This is a genomic window from Acidovorax sp. PRC11, assembly GCF_031844105.1.
Lineage (GTDB): Bacteria > Pseudomonadota > Gammaproteobacteria > Burkholderiales > Burkholderiaceae_C > Paracidovorax.
In genome coordinates this window covers 25,056-41,901 of the sequence record NZ_JAUZUQ010000001.1, presented here as the reverse complement: position 1 = coordinate 41,901, position 16,846 = coordinate 25,056, and the positions used below count along the sequence as shown (strand labels likewise).

Genomic DNA, 16,846 nt, shown 5'->3' with positions numbered 1-16,846 from the left:
GCCGGCGCGCCGGACGGCTGTGCTACATTGCCGCGGATATGCCCGCCGCCCCGGATGCCGGGCGTCCCTGCAGGTCCGGCGCTTCGGCGCCTGCGGCGCCGGCCGCTATACGAACCACAGGAGCACACGATGGCAGACAAGCTGATCATTTTCGACACCACCCTGCGCGACGGCGAACAGTCGCCCGGCGCCTCGATGACGCGGGACGAGAAACTGCGCATCGCCCGCCAGCTCGAGCGGCTGAAGGTGGATGTGATCGAGGCGGGCTTCGCGGCCAGCTCGAACGGCGACTTCGAGGCCGTGCAGTCGATCGCCCAGGCGATCAAGGATTCGACGGTCTGCTCGCTCTCGCGCGCCAACGACCGCGACATCGCGCGCGCCGCCGAGGCGCTGAAGGACGCGCAGAGCGCGCGCATCCACACGTTCATCGCCACCAGCCCGCTGCACATGGAGAAGAAGCTCCGCATGACGCCGGAGCAGGTGCTGGAGCAGGCGAAGCAGTCCGTGCGCTTCGCGCGCAACCTGGTGGGCGACATCGAGTTCAGCCCCGAGGATGGTTACCGCAGCGAGCCCGACTTCCTCTGCCGCGTGCTGGAGGCGGTGATCGCCGAGGGCGCGACCACGATCAACGTGCCCGACACCGTGGGCTATGCCGTGCCCGAGCTGTACGGCCACTTCATCAAGACGCTGCGCGAGCGCATTCCTAACAGCGACAAGGCGGTGTGGTCGGTGCACTGCCACAACGACCTGGGCATGGCCGTGGCCAACTCGCTGGCCGGCGTGAAAATCGGCGGCGCGCGCCAGGTGGAATGCACCATCAACGGCCTGGGCGAGCGCGCGGGCAACTGCTCGCTCGAAGAAATCGTCATGGCCGTGAAGACGCGCCGCGACTATTTCGGGCTGGAGCTGGGCATCGACACCCAGCACATCGTCGCCGCCAGCCGCATGGTCAGCCAGACCACCGGCTTCGTGGTGCAGCCCAACAAGGCGGTGGTGGGCGCCAACGCGTTCGCCCACGCGAGCGGCATCCACCAGGACGGCGTGCTCAAGGCGCGCGACACCTACGAGATCATGCGCGCCGAGGACGTGGGCTGGACGGCCAACAAGATCGTGCTCGGCAAGCTGAGCGGCCGCAATGCCTTCAAGCAGCGCCTGCAGGACCTGGGCGTGCAGCTGGAGAGCGAGGCGGAGGTGAACGCAGCGTTCCTGCGTTTCAAGGAGCTGGCCGACCGCAAGAGCGAGATCTTCGACGAGGACATCCTCGCGCTGGTGAGCGGCGAATCGGCGGCCGGGGAGGATGAGCGCTACGGTTTCGTGTCGCTCGCGCAGCGCAGCGAGACGGGCGAGCGTCCGCACGCCACGGTCGTGTTCACGGTGGACGGCAAGGAAGTGCATGGCAATTCCGATGGCAACGGCCCGGTCGATGCCTCGCTCAAGGCCATCGAATCGCATGTGCGCAGCGGGGCGGAGATGGTGCTCTATTCGGTGAACGCGATCAGCGGGTCGACCGAGAGCCAGGGCGAGGTGACGGTGCGCCTGCAGAACAGCGGCCGCGTGGTGAACGGCGTGGGCGCCGATCCGGACATCGTCGTCGCGTCAGCCAAAGCCTACCTCAGCGCGTTGAACAAGCTGCAAAGCAAGGCCGACCGCGTGGCCGCCCAGGGTTGAATGCAGGTACGGCACGGAAAACCCCGCGCGGGTTCCGGTAATTCCCCTGTGATCGTGTCGGCAGACGCCGGCACGCTGGCAGTGCGCGAAGTGCTTACTTATAATTGAGTCTCTTCATTGAGAAGGTCGCGCAAGATATTGATCTTGCGCGACTTTTTTTGTGTAAGTACACTCTCTCACACATTTTTTGCCGCTTGGAGCACCCGATGCTAGAACGCCGCCGTCCCGTCCCCCGGCTCATCCATGCACTGGCTTTCTGTGCGTTGGGCATTGCGCTGGCGGCGCCCGGGGCGCATGCGGCCGAGCGCAAAAGCGCAGGGGCGAAGAAGCCGGCCGCGGCCAGCGCGAAGCAGCAGCGCAGCGCGGCACGCTCGACCAAGGCCGTGCCGCGCAAGGCGGTGGCGCGGGTCAAGGCGACGCGGTCCGTGGCCGCGAGCGCCAGGCTCGCTCCGCGCGTGGCGGCCATCGTCCCGGAGCGCCAGTCGTTCGGGCAGGTCGCCGGCCTGCACACGGCCACCGATCCGCTCGACCTGAAATCCAGCGTGGCGCTCGTCATCGACCAGGACACCCACGAGGTGCTGCTCAGCAAGAACGACCATGCGGTGCTGCCGATCGCCTCGCTGACCAAGCTCATGACGGGCCTGCTCATCTCCCAGGCCAAGCTGCCGATGGACGAGGCCATCACCATCACGCAGGACGACGTCGATACCGAGAAATTCAGCAGCTCGCGCCTGGCCGTGGGCACGACGCTCACGCGCGGCGAGATGCTGCACCTGGCGCTCATGTCCAGCGAGAACCGGGCGGCGCATGCGCTCGGCCGCACCTTCCCCGGCGGGCTCGCCGTGTTCGTGGAGCACATGAACGCCAAGGCCAAGCTGCTCGGCATGACGGATACGCGCTACGTGGAGCCCACGGGCCTGTCCAGCCGCAACCAGTCGAGCGCGCGCGATCTCGCGACGCTGGTCAACGTGGCGCATTCCGATCCGCTGCTGCGCGAGCTCACCACCTCGCCCGGCTATGAAGTGGCCGTCGGCCGCCGCACGCTGCACTACAACAACACCAACCGCCTGGTGAAGAACCCCGCCTGGGAGATCGGCCTGCAGAAGACGGGCTACATCTCCGAAGCCGGCCGCTGCCTCGTGATGCAGGCGCACGTCGCCGGCCGCAAGCTCATCATGGTGTTCCTGGATTCGGCCGGCAAGTTCAGCCGCCTGGGCGACGCCGAGCGGGTGCGCAACTGGGTCGAGAAGCTGCCGTCGCTGGGCGCGCCCGGCACCCTGCACGCCGGTGGCGGCGGCGTGGCCAAGCTCGACTGAGCTGCCGACCCCCGCGAGAATCCGATGGGCCATGTACCGCGAGGTGCATGGCCCGAATCGTTTGGGGCGGCTTGCCGGACCCGTGTGCAGTGAAGCGCTGGCGCAGAGCCACCGCGCCGTCACGCAGCCGCGCGTGCGAGGGGGCGAGCTGCCTCCGTCGCCTACCGGTGCGGATGCCCGGCTTCGGCATCCTTGGCCGCCCTGGCGCGGTGGTAGCCGAGGGCCATGGAAATTTCTTCCGCGGTGGCCTGCAGCTTGGGCAGCCAGCTTTCGTCGAGCCGGTCTGCCGGGGCGGAGATGGAAAGACCCGCCACGAGCTGGGCCTGGTCGTCGTACACGCCGGCGGCCATGCAGCGCACGCCGAGTTCGAGTTCCTCGTTGTCGCGCGCGATGCCGTACTGCCGGGCCTTGCCCAGTTCACGCTCCAGCACGGGCAGCTGGGTGATGCTGTTGCGGGTGTGCCCCGCCAGCCCCGTGCGCATCGCGTAGGCGCGCACGCGCTGCGGGTCGTCGGCCGCGAGGAACAGCTTGCCGGTGGAGGTCAGGTGCAGCGGGGCCCGGCCGCCGATGGCGCGCACCACCTGCATGCCCGAGCGCTCGCTGTAGGCGCGCTCCACATAGACGATCTCGTCGCCCTGGCGCATGCTGAGGTTGACGGGCTGTTGCGTGAGCTTGTGCAGGCCGCGCATCGGGAGCAGGGCCGCGTCGCGCACGCTCAGCCGGGCCTTGACGAGGTTGCCGAGTTCCAGCAGCCGCATGCCGAGCCGGTAGCTGCCCGACTCGGGCCGGTCCACGAACCGGCCGAGGGTGAGGTCGTTGAGGATGCGGTGGGCCGTGGAGGGATGCAGTCCCGTCTTCTCGCTGATCTCCTTCAGCGGGATGGCTTCCTCCCGCGAGGCGAGTACGTCGATGAGGGTGAACATGCGCTCCAGCACCTGCACGCTGGGTTTGGAAGCGGCGCCTGCGTCGTCTTTTTTCATGGTTTTCCGCCAAGGCAATATTCCATAATTTTATCTTATGAAACGCCAGGCCGCCGGCGCAGGTGTCAGGGGGCGGTACGCTGCCACTCGCCATCGATGCGCAGTTCATGCGGATGGAAGCGCGACTTGTAGTTCATCTTCGGGCTCTGCGCGATCCAGTAGCCCAGGTAGACGTGCGGCAGGCCGAGGCTGCGGGCCTGCTCGATCTGCCAGAGGACGTTGTAGGTGCCGTAGCTGGCGGCCGGGTCCGGGTCGTAGAAGGTGTAGACGGCGGAGAGGCCGTCGTCGAGCACGTCCAGGATGGAGACCATGCGCAGGGTGCCGGTCTCGCCTTCCGGGGCGGGGTCGCGGAACTCCACGAGGCGCGAGTTGACCCGGCTCTGCAGCAGGAACTGCGTGTACTGGTCGATGCTGTCGTGGTCCATGCCGCCGCCGGAGTGGCGCTCGCGCTGGTAGTGCAGGTAGAGCTGGTAGTGTTCCGGTTCGTAGCCCAGGCGCAGTATGCGGGTCTGCAGATGGGCATGCCGCTTCCAGGCACGGCGCTGGCTGCGGTCGGGCTTGAACGACTGGGCGAGCACGCGCAGCGGCGTGCAGGCCTGGCAGCCGTCGCAATAGGGCCGGTAGGTGAACATGCCGCTGCGGCGGAAGCCCCGTGCCACGAGGTCGGAGTAGACATCGCTGCGGATCAGGTGGCTGGGCGTGGCGACCTGGGAGCGCGCTTGCCGCTCCGGCAGGTAGCTGCACGGATACGGCGCGGTGGCATAGAACTGCAGCGTCTGCAGTGGGAGGTCGTTGAGCTGCGTCATTCCGTTCGGGAGGAGGGGGCCAGCAACGCATCCCAGTATACGGATTCGAACCGCCAGGCGATCGGCGGCAGGTCGCGCGCGGCCTCCAGCCCGTGCAGGAAGTCGGCGCGCGGGATTTCGCGCGCGCCGAGCGACGCCAGGTGCGCGGTGTTCTGCTGGCAGTCGATCCAGCCGGCGCCCTGGCTGCGGCAGAGGCAGACCAGGGCCGCCAGCGCGATCTTCGAGGCGTCGGTGGCGCGGGCGAACATCGATTCGCCGAAGACCGCCCGGCCGATGCCGATGCAGTAGAGGCCGCCGAGCCGCTGCCCGTCCTTCCAGGTCTCGATGCTGTGGGCGTAGCCCGCCTCGTGGAAGGCCTCGTAGGCGGCGATCATCTCCGGCAGGATCCAGGTGCCGTGCTGGCCGTTGCGCGGTGCGCGGGCACAGGCGCGGATGACCGCGGAAAAGTCGTGGTCCACGCGGATCTCGCAGTCCGGGGCCTCGCGGAATTTCTGCAGGGTGCGGCGCAGCGAGCGGTGCAGGCGGAAATCCTCCACCGGGAGCACCATGCGCGGGTCGGGGCTCCACCAGAGGGTGGGCTGGCCGTCGCTGTACCAGGGGAAGATTCCGCTGCCGTAGGCGCGCCGCAGCGTCTCGACGTTCAACGCACCGCCCGCGGCGAGCAGTCCGGGGGCGGGGTCGTGCGCACCCCAGGCCCGTTCGGCGGGCGGGAACGGATCGGCGGGTTCGAGCCAGGTGAGCGGCGCGGGCTGGTGCATGGGGCGAGGCGGATCGGGTGACGGGGGCGGCATGCCCGGAAACGGCCCGGCAGCCGGTCGGGAGCGTGCAGGCACGCGACAGCGCGCCATTGTGCGCTGCGCGGAAAACAAAAAGGCCACCCTTGTGGGGTGGCCTTTGATTTTGGCTCCTCGACCTGGGCTCGAACCAGGGACCTACGGATTAACAGTCCGGCGCTCTACCGACTGAGCTATCGAGGAATATCTTCGAATTGTGCTGCGCAGGCGTCGTTCGGTTGCAATGCCTGCTGGAAAAACTTCTGGCTCCTCGACCTGGGCTCGAACCAGGGACCTACGGATTAACAGTCCGGCGCTCTACCGACTGAGCTATCGAGGAACAAGACTTAGATTATATACACAAAAAAACGGCCCTCAGGCGAATTGGCAAGAACGCGTCCGAAAGACGTCATTCCGGCCGGCACCAGAGCCACAGGAGCACGCACGCCATGCAGGCCGAGGCGCCCAGCGCCACCCACCGCGGGGCGGAACTGATGGCCAGCACCGCGCCGCACAGCGCCATCATGGCGGTGGCGCTCCACTTCGCGCGGCGGCTGACGCGGCCGCCGTCGGCCCAGTTGCGCAGCATCGATCCGAACAGCGGATGCCGCCACAGCCAGGCGTGCAGGCGCGGGGAGCTGCGCGCGGCGGCCCAGCCGGCCATCAGCACGAAGACGGTGGTGGGCAGGCCGGGCACGAAGATGCCGACGATCCCCAGGCCCAGGCTGCATGCCGCGAACACCAGCAGCAGCCAGCGCACGGGGGCCGGCAGCGGCGCGTGCGCAGGGGGCGGGGGGATTCGGTCCGGAAGCGGCTCGGGCATCGTCCGATTGTGCCTGCGGCGCGCCATGGCGATATGCTGCGCATCCCCCATGCGGCGGGCGGCCCGGTGCGCCGCCCGCCATTCCCACCTTCTTTCCATGACCATCCATTCCATCCTGAAGATGGGCGACGAGCGCCTGCTGCGCACCGCCCGGCCTGTCGATACGTTCGGCACCCCCGAGTTGCTGCAACTGGTGGAGGACCTGCGGGACACCATGCGCGCCGTGAACGGCGCCGGGCTCGCCGCGCCGCAGATCGGCGTGGACCTGCAGGTGGTGCTGTTCGGTTCCACCGAGCGCAATCCCCGCTACCCGGACCGGCCGCTGGTGCCGCCCACGGTGCTCGTCAACCCGTGCATCACCCCGCTGGGCGACGAGGAAGAAGAGGACTGGGAGGGATGCCTCTCCGTGCCGGGGCTGCGCGGCGTGGTGCCGCGCTGGTCGCGCATCCGCTACACGGGATTCGACGAGCAGGGCCTGCCGATCGACCGCACGGTGGAGGGCTTCCATGCCCGCGTGGTGCAGCACGAGTGCGACCACCTGATCGGCAAGCTCTACCCGATGCGCATCCGCGACTTCTCCCGCTTCGGCTACACCGAGGTGCTGTTCCCGGACATCGCCGACCAGGAAGACGACTGAAGCGCGGCCGCAGCCGGAACCGCGATCGCGGCCGCCATCACGGCCGCAGCCGAGGGCCCGGCCAGGGCCGCGGCACGCCTCATTCCGAGAGCGCTTCCAGCAGTTCCGTCTCGATCTGGATCTGCCGCGCGTTGTGCTGCAGCTCCGGACCCTGCACGAGGAAGGTGTCTTCCACGCGTTCGCCGAGCGTGCTCACCTTGGCGAGCTGCACGCTGAGGTGGTGGCGCGAGAGCACGCGCGCCACCAGGTAGAGCAGGCCGGCGCGGTCGCTGGCGGAGATGTGCAGGATCCAGCGCTGCGCCTTCTCGTCCGGCCGCAGGGCGATGCGCGGCGTGATCGGGAAGCTCTTGACGCGGCGCGACACGCGCTTGCGGCCGGGCTCGGGGAGCGCGCCGCCTTCCTCGATGGTGCGCGTGAGCTCGCTCTCCACCATGTGGGTGAGTTCGCGGTAGTGGCCCGCCTGCTCGGAGGCGACGATCTGGAAGGTGTCGAGCGCGTAGCCGTTGCTGGCCGTGTGCACGCGCGCATCGAGGATGCTGAAGCCCGCCCGGTCGAAATAGCCGCAGATGCGCGCGAACAGGTCGGGCTGGTCCGGCGCGTAGACGGCCACCTGCAGGCCTTCACCGGCCAGCGACTGGCGCGCGCGCACCACGGAGCGCCCGCCGCCGACGTGGCGCGCGAGGTGGCGCGCATGCCAGGCGATGTCCGCGGCCTCGTGGCGCATGAAGTAGCCGACGTCCAGCGTGTCCCAGAGCTTCTTGTGGCCTTCGAAGGGCTGGGCGCTCAGGGCTAGCAGCACGAGCGCCTCGCGCTTGCGCGCCTCCACTTCGGCCGCTGCATCGGGCGCGCGGCCGCCGAGCGTGCGCAGGGTGGCGCGGTAGAGGTCTTCCAGCAGCTTGCCCTTCCAGGCGTTCCAGACCTTCGGGCTGGTGCCGCGGATGTCGGCCACCGTGAGCAGGTAGAGGGCGGTGAGCCGGCGTTCGCTGCCCACGCGCCGGGCGAACGCGGCGATGACGTCCGGGTCCGACAGGTCCTGCTTCTGCGCCACCTGGCTCATGGCGAGGTGCTCGGCGACGAGGAATTCGACGAGCGCGGCGTCTTCCGCGCCCACGCCGTGCTGGCGGCAGAAGTGGCGGACTTCTTCGGCGCCGATCCTGGAGTGGTCGCCGCCGCGCCCCTTGCCGATGTCGTGGAACAGCGCCGCGAGGTACAGCAGCCAGGGCTTGTCCCAGCCGCCCGCGAGCTGCGAGCAGAACGGGTATTCGTGCGCATGCTCGGGCATGAAGAACCGGCGCACGTTGCGCAGCACCATGAGGATGTGCTGGTCCACGGTGTAGACGTGGAAGAGGTCGTGCTGCATCTGGCCTACGATGCGGCGGAAGGACCAGAGGTAGCGGCCCAGCACCGAGGTCTGGTTCATGAGCCGCATCGCGTGCGTGATGCCCACGGGCTGCTGCAGGATGCGCAGGAACTGCTGGCGGTTGACGGGGTCGCGCCGGAAGGCGGAATCCATCACGCCGCGGGCGTTGTAGAGCGCGCGCAGCGTGCGCACCGACAGGCCCTTCAGGCCTTCCTCGGTCTCGTAGAGCAGGAAGGTTTCGAGGATGGCATGCGGCTGGCGGTGGTAGAGATCGTCGTCCGAGACCTCGATCAGGCCGGACTTGTCGAAGAAGCGCTCGTTGATCGGGCGCAGCTCGTGCGCGGGCGGCTCCAGGCGCTCCTCGATGTTGAGCAGCAGGATCTGGCTGAGCTGCGACACCGCCTTGGCGGCCCAGTAGTAGCGCCGCATCAGCGTCTCGCTCGCGCGCAGCCGCATTCGATGGCCCTCGGCGTTCTGCGTGCGGTAGCCGAAGGATTCGGCCACGGCGGTCTGCAGGTCGAAGACGAGACGGTCTTCGTGGCGGCCGGCGACGGCATGCAGCCGGGCCCGGATCAGGAACAGCAGGGCCTCGTTGCGCTCGATCTGCCGCACTTCGAATTCGGTGGCGAGGCCGTGCGCGGCCAGCTCCTTCCAGTTGCGGCCCAGTCCCGCCGCGCGGGCGACCCAGAGCACGGTCTGCAGGTCGCGCAGGCCGCCGGGCGACTCCTTGCAGTTGGGTTCGAGCGCGTAGGGCGTGTTTTCGTACTTGGTGTGCCGCTGGCGCAGCTCCAGCGTCTTGGCGACCAGGAAGGCCTCCGGGTCCATCGCCGCGTCGTAGCGCTGATGGAAGTCGGCCACCAGCGCGGCGCTGCCGACGATGCGGCGTGCTTCCAGCAGCGAGGTCTGGACCGTCACGTCGGCCGCGGCCTCGGTCAGGCATTCGGCCACGGTGCGCACGCTGGAGCCGATCTCCAGTCCCGCGTCCCAGCAGCTGCCGATGAAGGCCTCGATCGCGGGCTTCAGGGGGCCGTCGCAGGCGGCCTCGCCGCCATCCGGCAGCAGCACGAGCACGTCCACGTCGGAATGGGGAAACAGCTGCGCGCGGCCGTAGCCTCCGACGGCGAGCAGCGCCATCGTGTCGGGCAGTCCGGCGCGCTGCCACAGGGTGCGCAGCAGCCGGTCGGCGAGTGCCGAGAGCTTGCCGAGCAGGGTGCGCACCCCCCGGGTCGATGCGCCCGTGGATTGCAGGCTGGCGAGCAGCACGGCCTTGTCCTGCCGGTAGGCGTCCCGCAGGGGCTGGAGGTCCGAGAGTGGGAGCGGCATGGGCGTGCGGGCGGACGGGGAGGGCGTCGGGGACCGGTGGTGGGGCATGGCGCCACTGCAAGCAAGAAACGTGCTGCAGTCGTGCCGCGTTGCCGCCACCGCCCGGCCGGCACCGTCAGGTCTTGACGGCCGTGACGAAGGGCGGCGGCGTGGGCGAGCCGGCCGACAGGGTGAGCACTTCGTAGCCGGTCTCGGTCACGAGCACGGTGTGCTCCCACTGCGCGGAGAGGCTGTGGTCCTTGGTGACGATGGTCCAGCCGTCGTTGCCGTGCTCTTTCACCTCGCGCCGGCCGGCGTTGAGCATGGGCTCGATCGTGAAGGTCATGCCGGGCACCAGTTCCTCGAGCGTGCCGGGGCGGCCGTAGTGCAGCACCTGGGGCTCCTCGTGGAACTTCTTGCCGATGCCATGGCCGCAGAATTCGCGCACCACCGACAGGCCGTGGCCTTCGGCGAACTTCTGGATGGCATGGCCGATATCGCCCAGGCGCGCGCCCGGCTTGACCTGCACGATGCCGAGCCACATCGCCTCGTAGGTGAGCTGGCAGAGGCGCCGGGCGGCGATGGAGACGTCGCCGATCAGGTACATGCGGCTGTTGTCGCCGTACCAGCCGTCCCTGGTGATGACCGTCACGTCGACGTTCATGATGTCGCCCTTCTTCAGGGGCTTGTCGTTCGGGATGCCGTGGCACACCACGTGGTTCAGCGAGGTGCAGAGCGACTTGGGGTAGGGCGGGTAGCCCGGCGGCTGGTAGCCGATGGTGGCGGAGACCGTGCCCTGCGCGGCCATGCACTCGGCGGCAAGGCGATCGACGTCGTTGGTGGTGATGCCGGGGCGGATGTGGGGGGTGATGTAGTCCAGCACTTCCGAAGCCAGGCGGCAGGCTTCGCGCATGCCGGCGATTTCCTCGGCGGACTTGATGGTGATGCTCATGGCGGGATTATCCCATCCGGGCCCGCGCCGTGCCGGGCGGAGCGCGGCGGCCCCGCCGTGCGGGCGGTGCCGGCGGCCCGGTAAAATGGCGGGCTTGCGACAGTGCCGCGACGCCCGGACAGGCAGGCCCCATTCAGCGGCCCCGCCGGCGGAGCGCGGCCCCCTTGCCCCGAATCCCGAGCCCCATCTCCATCCCCCGCAACAGGCCGCCAAAGTGACCCTGCACCTTACCTCGTTCGAGGGCAGCAATGCCCTCAGCCCCTTCCGCGTCCAGCAGCTCCTGCCCCGCCTGCAGGCCATCCACGACCGCATCGAGGGGATCGCAGCCCGGTTCGTGCACCTGGTGGCCACCGACGCGGAGCCGACGCCCGCGGACCGCGAGCGCCTGGCGGCCCTGCTCACCTATGGCGACCCCTATGCCGGCCCGGACGCCGGCCCCGCCATCGTGGTCGCGCCACGCATCGGCACCGTGTCGCCGTGGGCCTCGAAGGCCACCGACATCGTGCGCAACTGCGGTCTGCACGTGCGCCGCGTGGAACGCGTCACCGAGTACCGCCTGTCGCTGCGCCCGGGCCTGCTGGGCGGCGTGCCCACGGTGACCGAGGCGCAGAAGCAGGCCGTGGCCGCGCTGCTGCACGACCGCATGACGGAATCGGTGCTCTGGGACCGGGCCGGCGCGGCCGACCTGTTCACCGAACTGCCTGCCGTGCCCATGGAGTTCGTCGATGTGCTGGGCGGCGGGCGCGCCGCGCTGGAAGGGGCGAACACCCGCTGGGGCCTGGCGCTGGCGGACGACGAGATCGACTACCTGGTGAATGCCTTCACGGCGCTGCGCCGCAATCCGACCGACGTCGAGCTGATGATGTTCGCGCAGGCCAACAGCGAGCACTGCCGCCACAAGATCTTCAACGCGCGCTTCACCATCGACGGCCAGGAACAGGACAAGAGCCTGTTCGCGATGATCCGCAACACCCACCAGCTGGCGCCGCAGCACACGATCGTCGCGTACTCGGACAACGCCTCCATCATGGAAGGCAATGCCGTCGAGCGCTTCATCGCGCCGGCCGCCACCGGGCGCGCCGCCCATGAAGTGCCGGCCTACCGCAAGAGCGATGCGACGCACCACGTGCTCATGAAGGTGGAGACGCACAACCACCCGACGGCGATCTCTCCGTTCCCAGGCGCCTCCACGGGCGCGGGCGGCGAGATCCGCGACGAGGGCGCCACGGGCCGCGGCTCCAAGCCCAAGGCCGGCCTCACGGGCTTCACGGTGTCCAGGCTCTGGGGAGGATGGAGCGACGAGGCGGGCGGCAAGCCCGAGCACATCGCCAGCCCGCTGCAGATCATGGTGGAAGGCCCGCTGGGCGGCGCCGCCTTCAACAACGAATTCGGCCGGCCGAACCTGCTGGGCTACTTCCGCGAGTACGAGCAGGACGTGGCGGGCGTGCGCCGCGGCTACCACAAGCCGATCATGATCGCGGGCGGCCTGGGCGTGATCGACGCCGGGCTGACGACGAAGATCGAGTTCCCGGCCGGCACGCTGCTGATCCAGCTGGGCGGCCCGGGCATGCGCATCGGCATGGGCGGCGGCGCGGCCAGCTCCATGGCCACGGGCACCAACGCGGCCGAACTGGATTTCGACTCCGTGCAGCGCGGCAACCCCGAGATCGAGCGGCGCGCGCAGGAAGTCATCAACCACTGCTGGGCGCAGGGTGCGCAGAACCCGATCCTGGCGATCCACGACGTGGGCGCGGGCGGGCTGTCGAACGCGTTCCCCGAACTGACCAACGACGCCGGCCGCGGCGCGCGCTTCGACCTGCGAGCGGTGCAGCTGGAGGAGTCCGGCCTGGCGCCGAAGGAGATCTGGTCCAACGAGAGCCAGGAGCGCTACGTGCTGGCGATCGCGCCCGAATCGCTGGACACCTTCCGCGCGTTCTGCGAGCGCGAGCGCTGCCCGTTCGCGGTGATCGGCACGGCCACGGGCGAGCGCCAGCTGGTGCTGGAAGACACGGCCGTGGAAGCGGGCGACCAGAAATTCCCCGTGGACATGCCGATGGACGTGCTGCTGGGCAAGCCGCCCAAGATGCACCGCGACGTGAAGACGGTGCGCCGCGAGGCCGCTCCGATCGAGCTCACCGGCGTGCCGCTGCAAAAAGCCGTGATCGACGTGCTGGCGCACCCCACGGTGGCTTCCAAGCGCTTCCTGATCACCATCGGCGACCGCACGGTGGGTGGCCTCTCGCACCGCGACCAGATGGTGGGCCCCTGGCAGGTGCCGGTGGCCGACTGCGCCGTGACGCTGGCCGATTACAAGGGCTTCGCGGGCGAGGCGATGTCGATGGGCGAGCGCACGCCGCTGGCCGCGATCGACGCGCCGGCCTCGGGCCGCATGGCCGTGGCAGAGGCGATCACCAACCTGCTGGCCGCCCCGATCGAGCTGCCCCGCGTGAAGCTGTCGGCCAACTGGATGGCGGCCTGCGGCGAGCCGGGGGAGGATGCCGACCTGTACGCCACCGTGAAGGCCGTGGGCATGGAGCTGTGCCCGCAGCTGGGCATCAGCATTCCGGTGGGCAAGGATTCGCTGTCCATGCGCACCCAGTGGAAGGATGAGGGCGGTGCCGCGCAGAAGGTCACGTCGCCCGTGAGCCTGATCGTGAGCGCGTTCGCCACGCTGTCTGACGTGCGGGGCACGCTGACGCCGCAGCTCGACGCGCAGGAAGAGGACACCACGCTGGTGCTGGTCGATTTGGGCAAGGGCCGCTGCCGCATGGGCGGCAGCATCCTCGCGCAGGTGCTGGGCCAGGAAGGCGGCGAAGTGCCCGACCTGGACGACGCGCAGGATCTCGTGAAGCTGGTGGATGCCGTGAACGCGCTGCGCGCGCAGGGCCGCATCCTGGCCTACCACGACCGCAGCGACGGCGGCCTGCTGGCCGCGGTGGCCGAGATGGCCTTCGCGGGCCACGTGGGCGTGGCGCTGAACGTCGACCTGCTGGTGACGGAAGGCGACGGCATCGCCGACAGCCGCATGGAAACGGGCGACGCCAAGAACTGGGCGCAGCAGGTGAGCGCACGGCGCGAGGAGCTGACGCTCAAGGCGCTGTTCAACGAGGAACTGGGCGTGGTGCTGCAGGTGCGCACCGCCGAGCGCAACGAGGTGATGCAGACCCTGCGCGAGCACGGCCTCTCGAAGTTCAGCCACTTCGTCGGCAAGACGCGTCCCGCGGCCTCCGCCATGGACGTGGGCAAGGGCGAGCTGCAGGTCTGGCGCGACGTGAAGGCGGTGTTCAGCGCATCGCTGTCCGATCTGCACCAGGTGTGGGACGCCGTGAGCTGGAAGATCTGCCAGCAGCGCGACAACCCGGCCTGCGCCGATGCCGAGCATGCGGCCGCGGGCGCTCCCCAAGACCCGGGCCTGCACGTGGCATTGACGTTCGACCCCGCCGAGGACGTGGCGGCGCCGTTCCTGAACCTCGCACGGCCGAAGGTCGCGATCCTGCGCGAGCAGGGCGTGAACTCGCACATCGAGATGGCCTATGCCTTCTCGGAAGCGGGCTTCGATGCCTACGACGTGCACATGACCGACCTGCAGGCCGGCCGCGCGAAGCTGGCGGACTTCAAGGGCGTGGTCGCCTGCGGCGGCTTCAGCTACGGCGACACGCTCGGCGCCGGCATCGGCTGGGCGCGCTCGATCACGTTCAACCCGGTGCTGGCGGAGCAGTTCCAGGGCTTCTTCGGACGTGCCGATACCTTCGGCCTGGGGGTGTGCAACGGCTGCCAGATGTTCGCCGAACTGGCTGACATCATTCCGGGCGCCGAGGCCTGGCCGCGCTTCACCACCAACCAGAGCGAGCGCTTCGAGGCCCGCCTGTCGCAGGTGGAAGTGCTGGAGTCGCCCAGCCTGTTCTTCGCGGGCATGGCCGGCAGCCGGCTGCCGATCGCGGTGGCGCACGGCGAGGGCTATGCGAACTTCGCGCGCCGCGGCAATGCCGCCCAGGCGATCGCGGCGATGCGCTTCGTGGACCACCACGGCGCCGCCACCGAACAGTACCCGTTCAACCCCAACGGCAGCGCGGGCGGCCTTACGGCCGTGACCACGGCGGACGGCCGCTTCACGGCCATGATGCCGCACCCCGAGCGGGTGTTCCGCAACGTCCAGATGAGCTGGACCAGCGGCGACCGCAGCGCGCTCAGCCCGTGGATGCGGATCTGGCGCAATGCGCGCAAGTGGGTGGGGTGAGCCCAGAGGCGCCGGCCGGCCGGGCGGCGCAGGGCGGTGCCACGGAGCGCCGCCCGCGCCTTGCAGGCCACGCCCCGGGGCGGGCGGTCATTCCGGCGTGACGAGCTGGTTCCACCGCCGCACGAACTCGAACGCCTCGGCGGGCGGCAGGGGCCGGCTCAGGTAGTACCCCTGCACCTAGTCGCAGCCGATGAGCATGAGCTGGTCGAACACTTCGGCGTTCTCGACGCCCTCCGCGAGAAGGCGGTAGCCCAGGGTGTGTCCGAGCTGGACCATGCCGCGCACGACGTCGAGCGCACGCGCGTCGCAGCCGATCGGGCGGATCAACGCCTGATCGAGCTTGAGCACCTCCGCGGAGAGCCCGTAGAGGCACCCGAAATTGCAGTACCCGGTGCCGAAGTCATCGAGCGCCACGCGCACGCCGAGCGCCCGCGCTGCGTTGATCCCCTGCAGCGTGGGGCCGTCCGTGAGCACGGCGTTCTCGGTGCATTCGATTTCCAGGCGCGAGGGTGCGAGGCGGTGCCGCGCGCACGCCTCCCGGAGCGTGGCGGCGAAATCCGGCTGCTCGAGGTTGCGGGGCGACACGTTGATCGCCACGTCCACCACGAGGCCGGCGTCCTCCCAGGCGCGGATCTGGGCGAGCGCCGTCTCCAGCACCCACCGCGTGACGGCCTGGATGTGGACGGTTTTCTCCAGCAGCGGAATGAAATCGCCCGGGGGCACGGGCCCGAGCTGCGGATGGTCCCAGCGCAGCAGCGCCTCCACGCTGGTGTAGCGCGTCGTGGCGCGTTCGAACTGCGGCTGGTAGACCAGCCGGAACTCGCCCGCCGACAGGGCGCGCGGAACGCTGGCGATGAGTTCGTAGGAGCGCCGGTAGTTGGCGTCCACCGCGGCGTCGTAGTCGCAGATCGCCGTGTCGGGCGAGGGATGCTGGTAGAGCGCCGCATTGGCGCGCCGCAGCGCGTCGATCGCGTCGGCGGGCTCCAGCGTGAAGGGTGCGAGGCCCACGCGCCGCCGCTGGTTGATGACCATCCCGCTGCTGCCGTCGGACAGCGGAGTGAGGAAGGTGCCCAGCAGCTGCCCGGCGAAATCCCGCAGCGCGTCCCCTTCCTGCGGCTGCAGCACGAGCGCGATCCGCGCGATGCTGGTGTGGTAGATGCGTGATTCGCTGCCCAGGAACTGCGCGAGCCGCTGGCCGGCTTCGTAGGTGAGCTGCTCGACGGGCTGCATGCCCACGGCACGGATGGCGTCCATGAGGCCGTCGTGCGGCAGCAGTTCGAGCAGCGCGAGCACGCGGTGCCCGCCGGGCTCCGCGCGGCACAGGCCGACGAGGTCCTGCAGCAGCTGGGCGCGGTTGGGCAGCAGGGTGGCCTCGTCCACGCGGGCGTTGGAGCATTGCAGATCGATCTGCGCCATCACCATCGCCGCCAGGTCTTCCAGCTGCCGCTGCTGCGCGATGCCGAACGGGCGCGGCGCGGTGTCGATCAGGCACAGGCTGCCGAGGGCATGTCCCCCGCGCAGCACCAGCGGCGCGCCCGCATAGAACCGGATGCGGGGCTCGCCCTGGACGAGGGCGTTCTGCGCGAAGCGTGGATCTTCCAGCGTGTCCTCGATCACCATCACCTGCGTCGTGCGGATCGTATGGTCGCAGAACGCATCTTCGCGGCAGGTCTCGGGGACCGCGAGGCCGACCCGCGACTTGAACCATTGCCTGTCGGCGTCCACCAGGCTCACGAGCGCGATGGGCACGCCGAAGAGCTGGCAGGCCAGCCGGGTGATGCGGTCGAACTCCTCGGACGGCGGTGTGTCCAGGAGGCCGGTGGCCTGCAGGGCCGCCAGCCGCCTGTGTTCTGCGCTGAGAGAGGGGTTCATGGGATCGGAAAAACGGTGCTGAAAGCCGCTGGCAGGTTTTTGCCGGCAACAGGCGCTGCACAGCATAAGCAATTGTCGGGGTTTATGTATGCATTTGTATGAATAGGGCTAACCTGCGAT

General features: G+C 69.4%; 11 protein-coding genes and 2 tRNA genes. 4 read left to right on the top strand and 9 right to left on the bottom strand.

All coding sequences use genetic code 11. From position 1 onward, the window contains the following. The first annotated feature begins 129 nt into the window (after positions 1-129). On the top strand, positions 130-1,668 hold the full coding sequence (locus tag Q9R47_RS00165) for a 2-isopropylmalate synthase (protein WP_311231242.1): 1,539 nt from the start codon (positions 130-132) through the stop codon (positions 1,666-1,668). Between the two features lie 206 nt (positions 1,669-1,874). Continuing rightward, positions 1,875-2,984: a serine hydrolase gene (locus tag Q9R47_RS00160; protein WP_311231241.1), complete on the top strand. Its 1,110-nt coding sequence runs from the start codon at positions 1,875-1,877 to the stop codon at positions 2,982-2,984. 161 nt (positions 2,985-3,145) lie between these two features. Here the strand turns inward: Q9R47_RS00160 and Q9R47_RS00155 are convergent, their stop codons facing one another. The 6 genes from Q9R47_RS00155 to Q9R47_RS00130 all read right to left on the bottom strand — a co-directional run bounded on the left by Q9R47_RS00155 (position 3,146) and on the right by Q9R47_RS00130 (position 6,366). Next, positions 3,146-3,964, bottom strand: coding sequence for an IclR family transcriptional regulator (locus Q9R47_RS00155; protein ID WP_311231240.1), 819 nt, complete (start codon positions 3,962-3,964; stop codon positions 3,146-3,148). Positions 3,965-4,029: 65 nt separating this feature from the next. Next, positions 4,030-4,770, bottom strand: coding sequence for an arginyltransferase (locus tag Q9R47_RS00150; RefSeq protein ID WP_311231239.1), 741 nt, complete (start codon positions 4,768-4,770; stop codon positions 4,030-4,032). Beyond that, the gene (gene aat, locus Q9R47_RS00145; protein ID WP_311231238.1) at positions 4,767-5,528 is read right to left on the bottom strand and encodes a leucyl/phenylalanyl-tRNA--protein transferase; all 762 of its coding nucleotides are present in this window, start codon (positions 5,526-5,528) and stop codon (positions 4,767-4,769) included. The genes Q9R47_RS00150 and aat overlap by 4 nt, the downstream gene beginning before the upstream one ends. A 143-nt stretch (positions 5,529-5,671) precedes the next feature. Beyond that, positions 5,672-5,747: transfer RNA gene (locus Q9R47_RS00140), tRNA-Asn, on the bottom strand. A gap of 60 nt (positions 5,748-5,807) precedes the next feature. Beyond that, positions 5,808-5,883 (bottom strand) — tRNA-Asn (locus tag Q9R47_RS00135). A 69-nt stretch (positions 5,884-5,952) separates the two neighbouring features. Then, a complete protein-coding gene (locus Q9R47_RS00130; RefSeq protein WP_311231237.1) occupies positions 5,953-6,366 on the bottom strand; it encodes a YbaN family protein in 414 nt (137 codons plus the stop codon). 97 nt (positions 6,367-6,463) lie between these two features. Here Q9R47_RS00130 and def point away from each other — a divergent pair, with 97 nt between their 5' ends. Beyond that, entirely contained in the window at positions 6,464-7,003 is a 540-nt protein-coding gene (gene def, locus Q9R47_RS00125; RefSeq protein WP_311231236.1) for a peptide deformylase, read from the top strand. Between the two features lie 79 nt (positions 7,004-7,082). On the opposite strand, the gene Q9R47_RS00120 is transcribed toward def, so the two are convergent. Then, a complete protein-coding gene (locus Q9R47_RS00120; RefSeq protein ID WP_311231235.1) occupies positions 7,083-9,686 on the bottom strand; it encodes a [protein-PII] uridylyltransferase in 2,604 nt (867 codons plus the stop codon). Between the two features lie 115 nt (positions 9,687-9,801). Further along, the gene (map, locus tag Q9R47_RS00115) at positions 9,802-10,617 is read right to left on the bottom strand and encodes a type I methionyl aminopeptidase (protein WP_311231234.1); all 816 of its coding nucleotides are present in this window, start codon (positions 10,615-10,617) and stop codon (positions 9,802-9,804) included. Between the two features lie 214 nt (positions 10,618-10,831). Between map and purL the strand changes: the two genes are divergently transcribed. Further along, entirely contained in the window at positions 10,832-14,854 is a 4,023-nt protein-coding gene (gene purL / locus Q9R47_RS00110) for a phosphoribosylformylglycinamidine synthase (RefSeq protein ID WP_311231233.1), read from the top strand. Positions 14,855-15,031: 177 nt separating this feature from the next. Here purL and Q9R47_RS00105 read toward each other — a convergent pair whose 3' ends face one another. Then, positions 15,032-16,726, bottom strand: a complete 1,695-nt coding sequence (locus Q9R47_RS00105) for an EAL domain-containing protein (protein WP_311231232.1) — start codon at positions 16,724-16,726, stop codon at positions 15,032-15,034. Between the last annotated feature and the right edge of the window lie 120 nt (positions 16,727-16,846).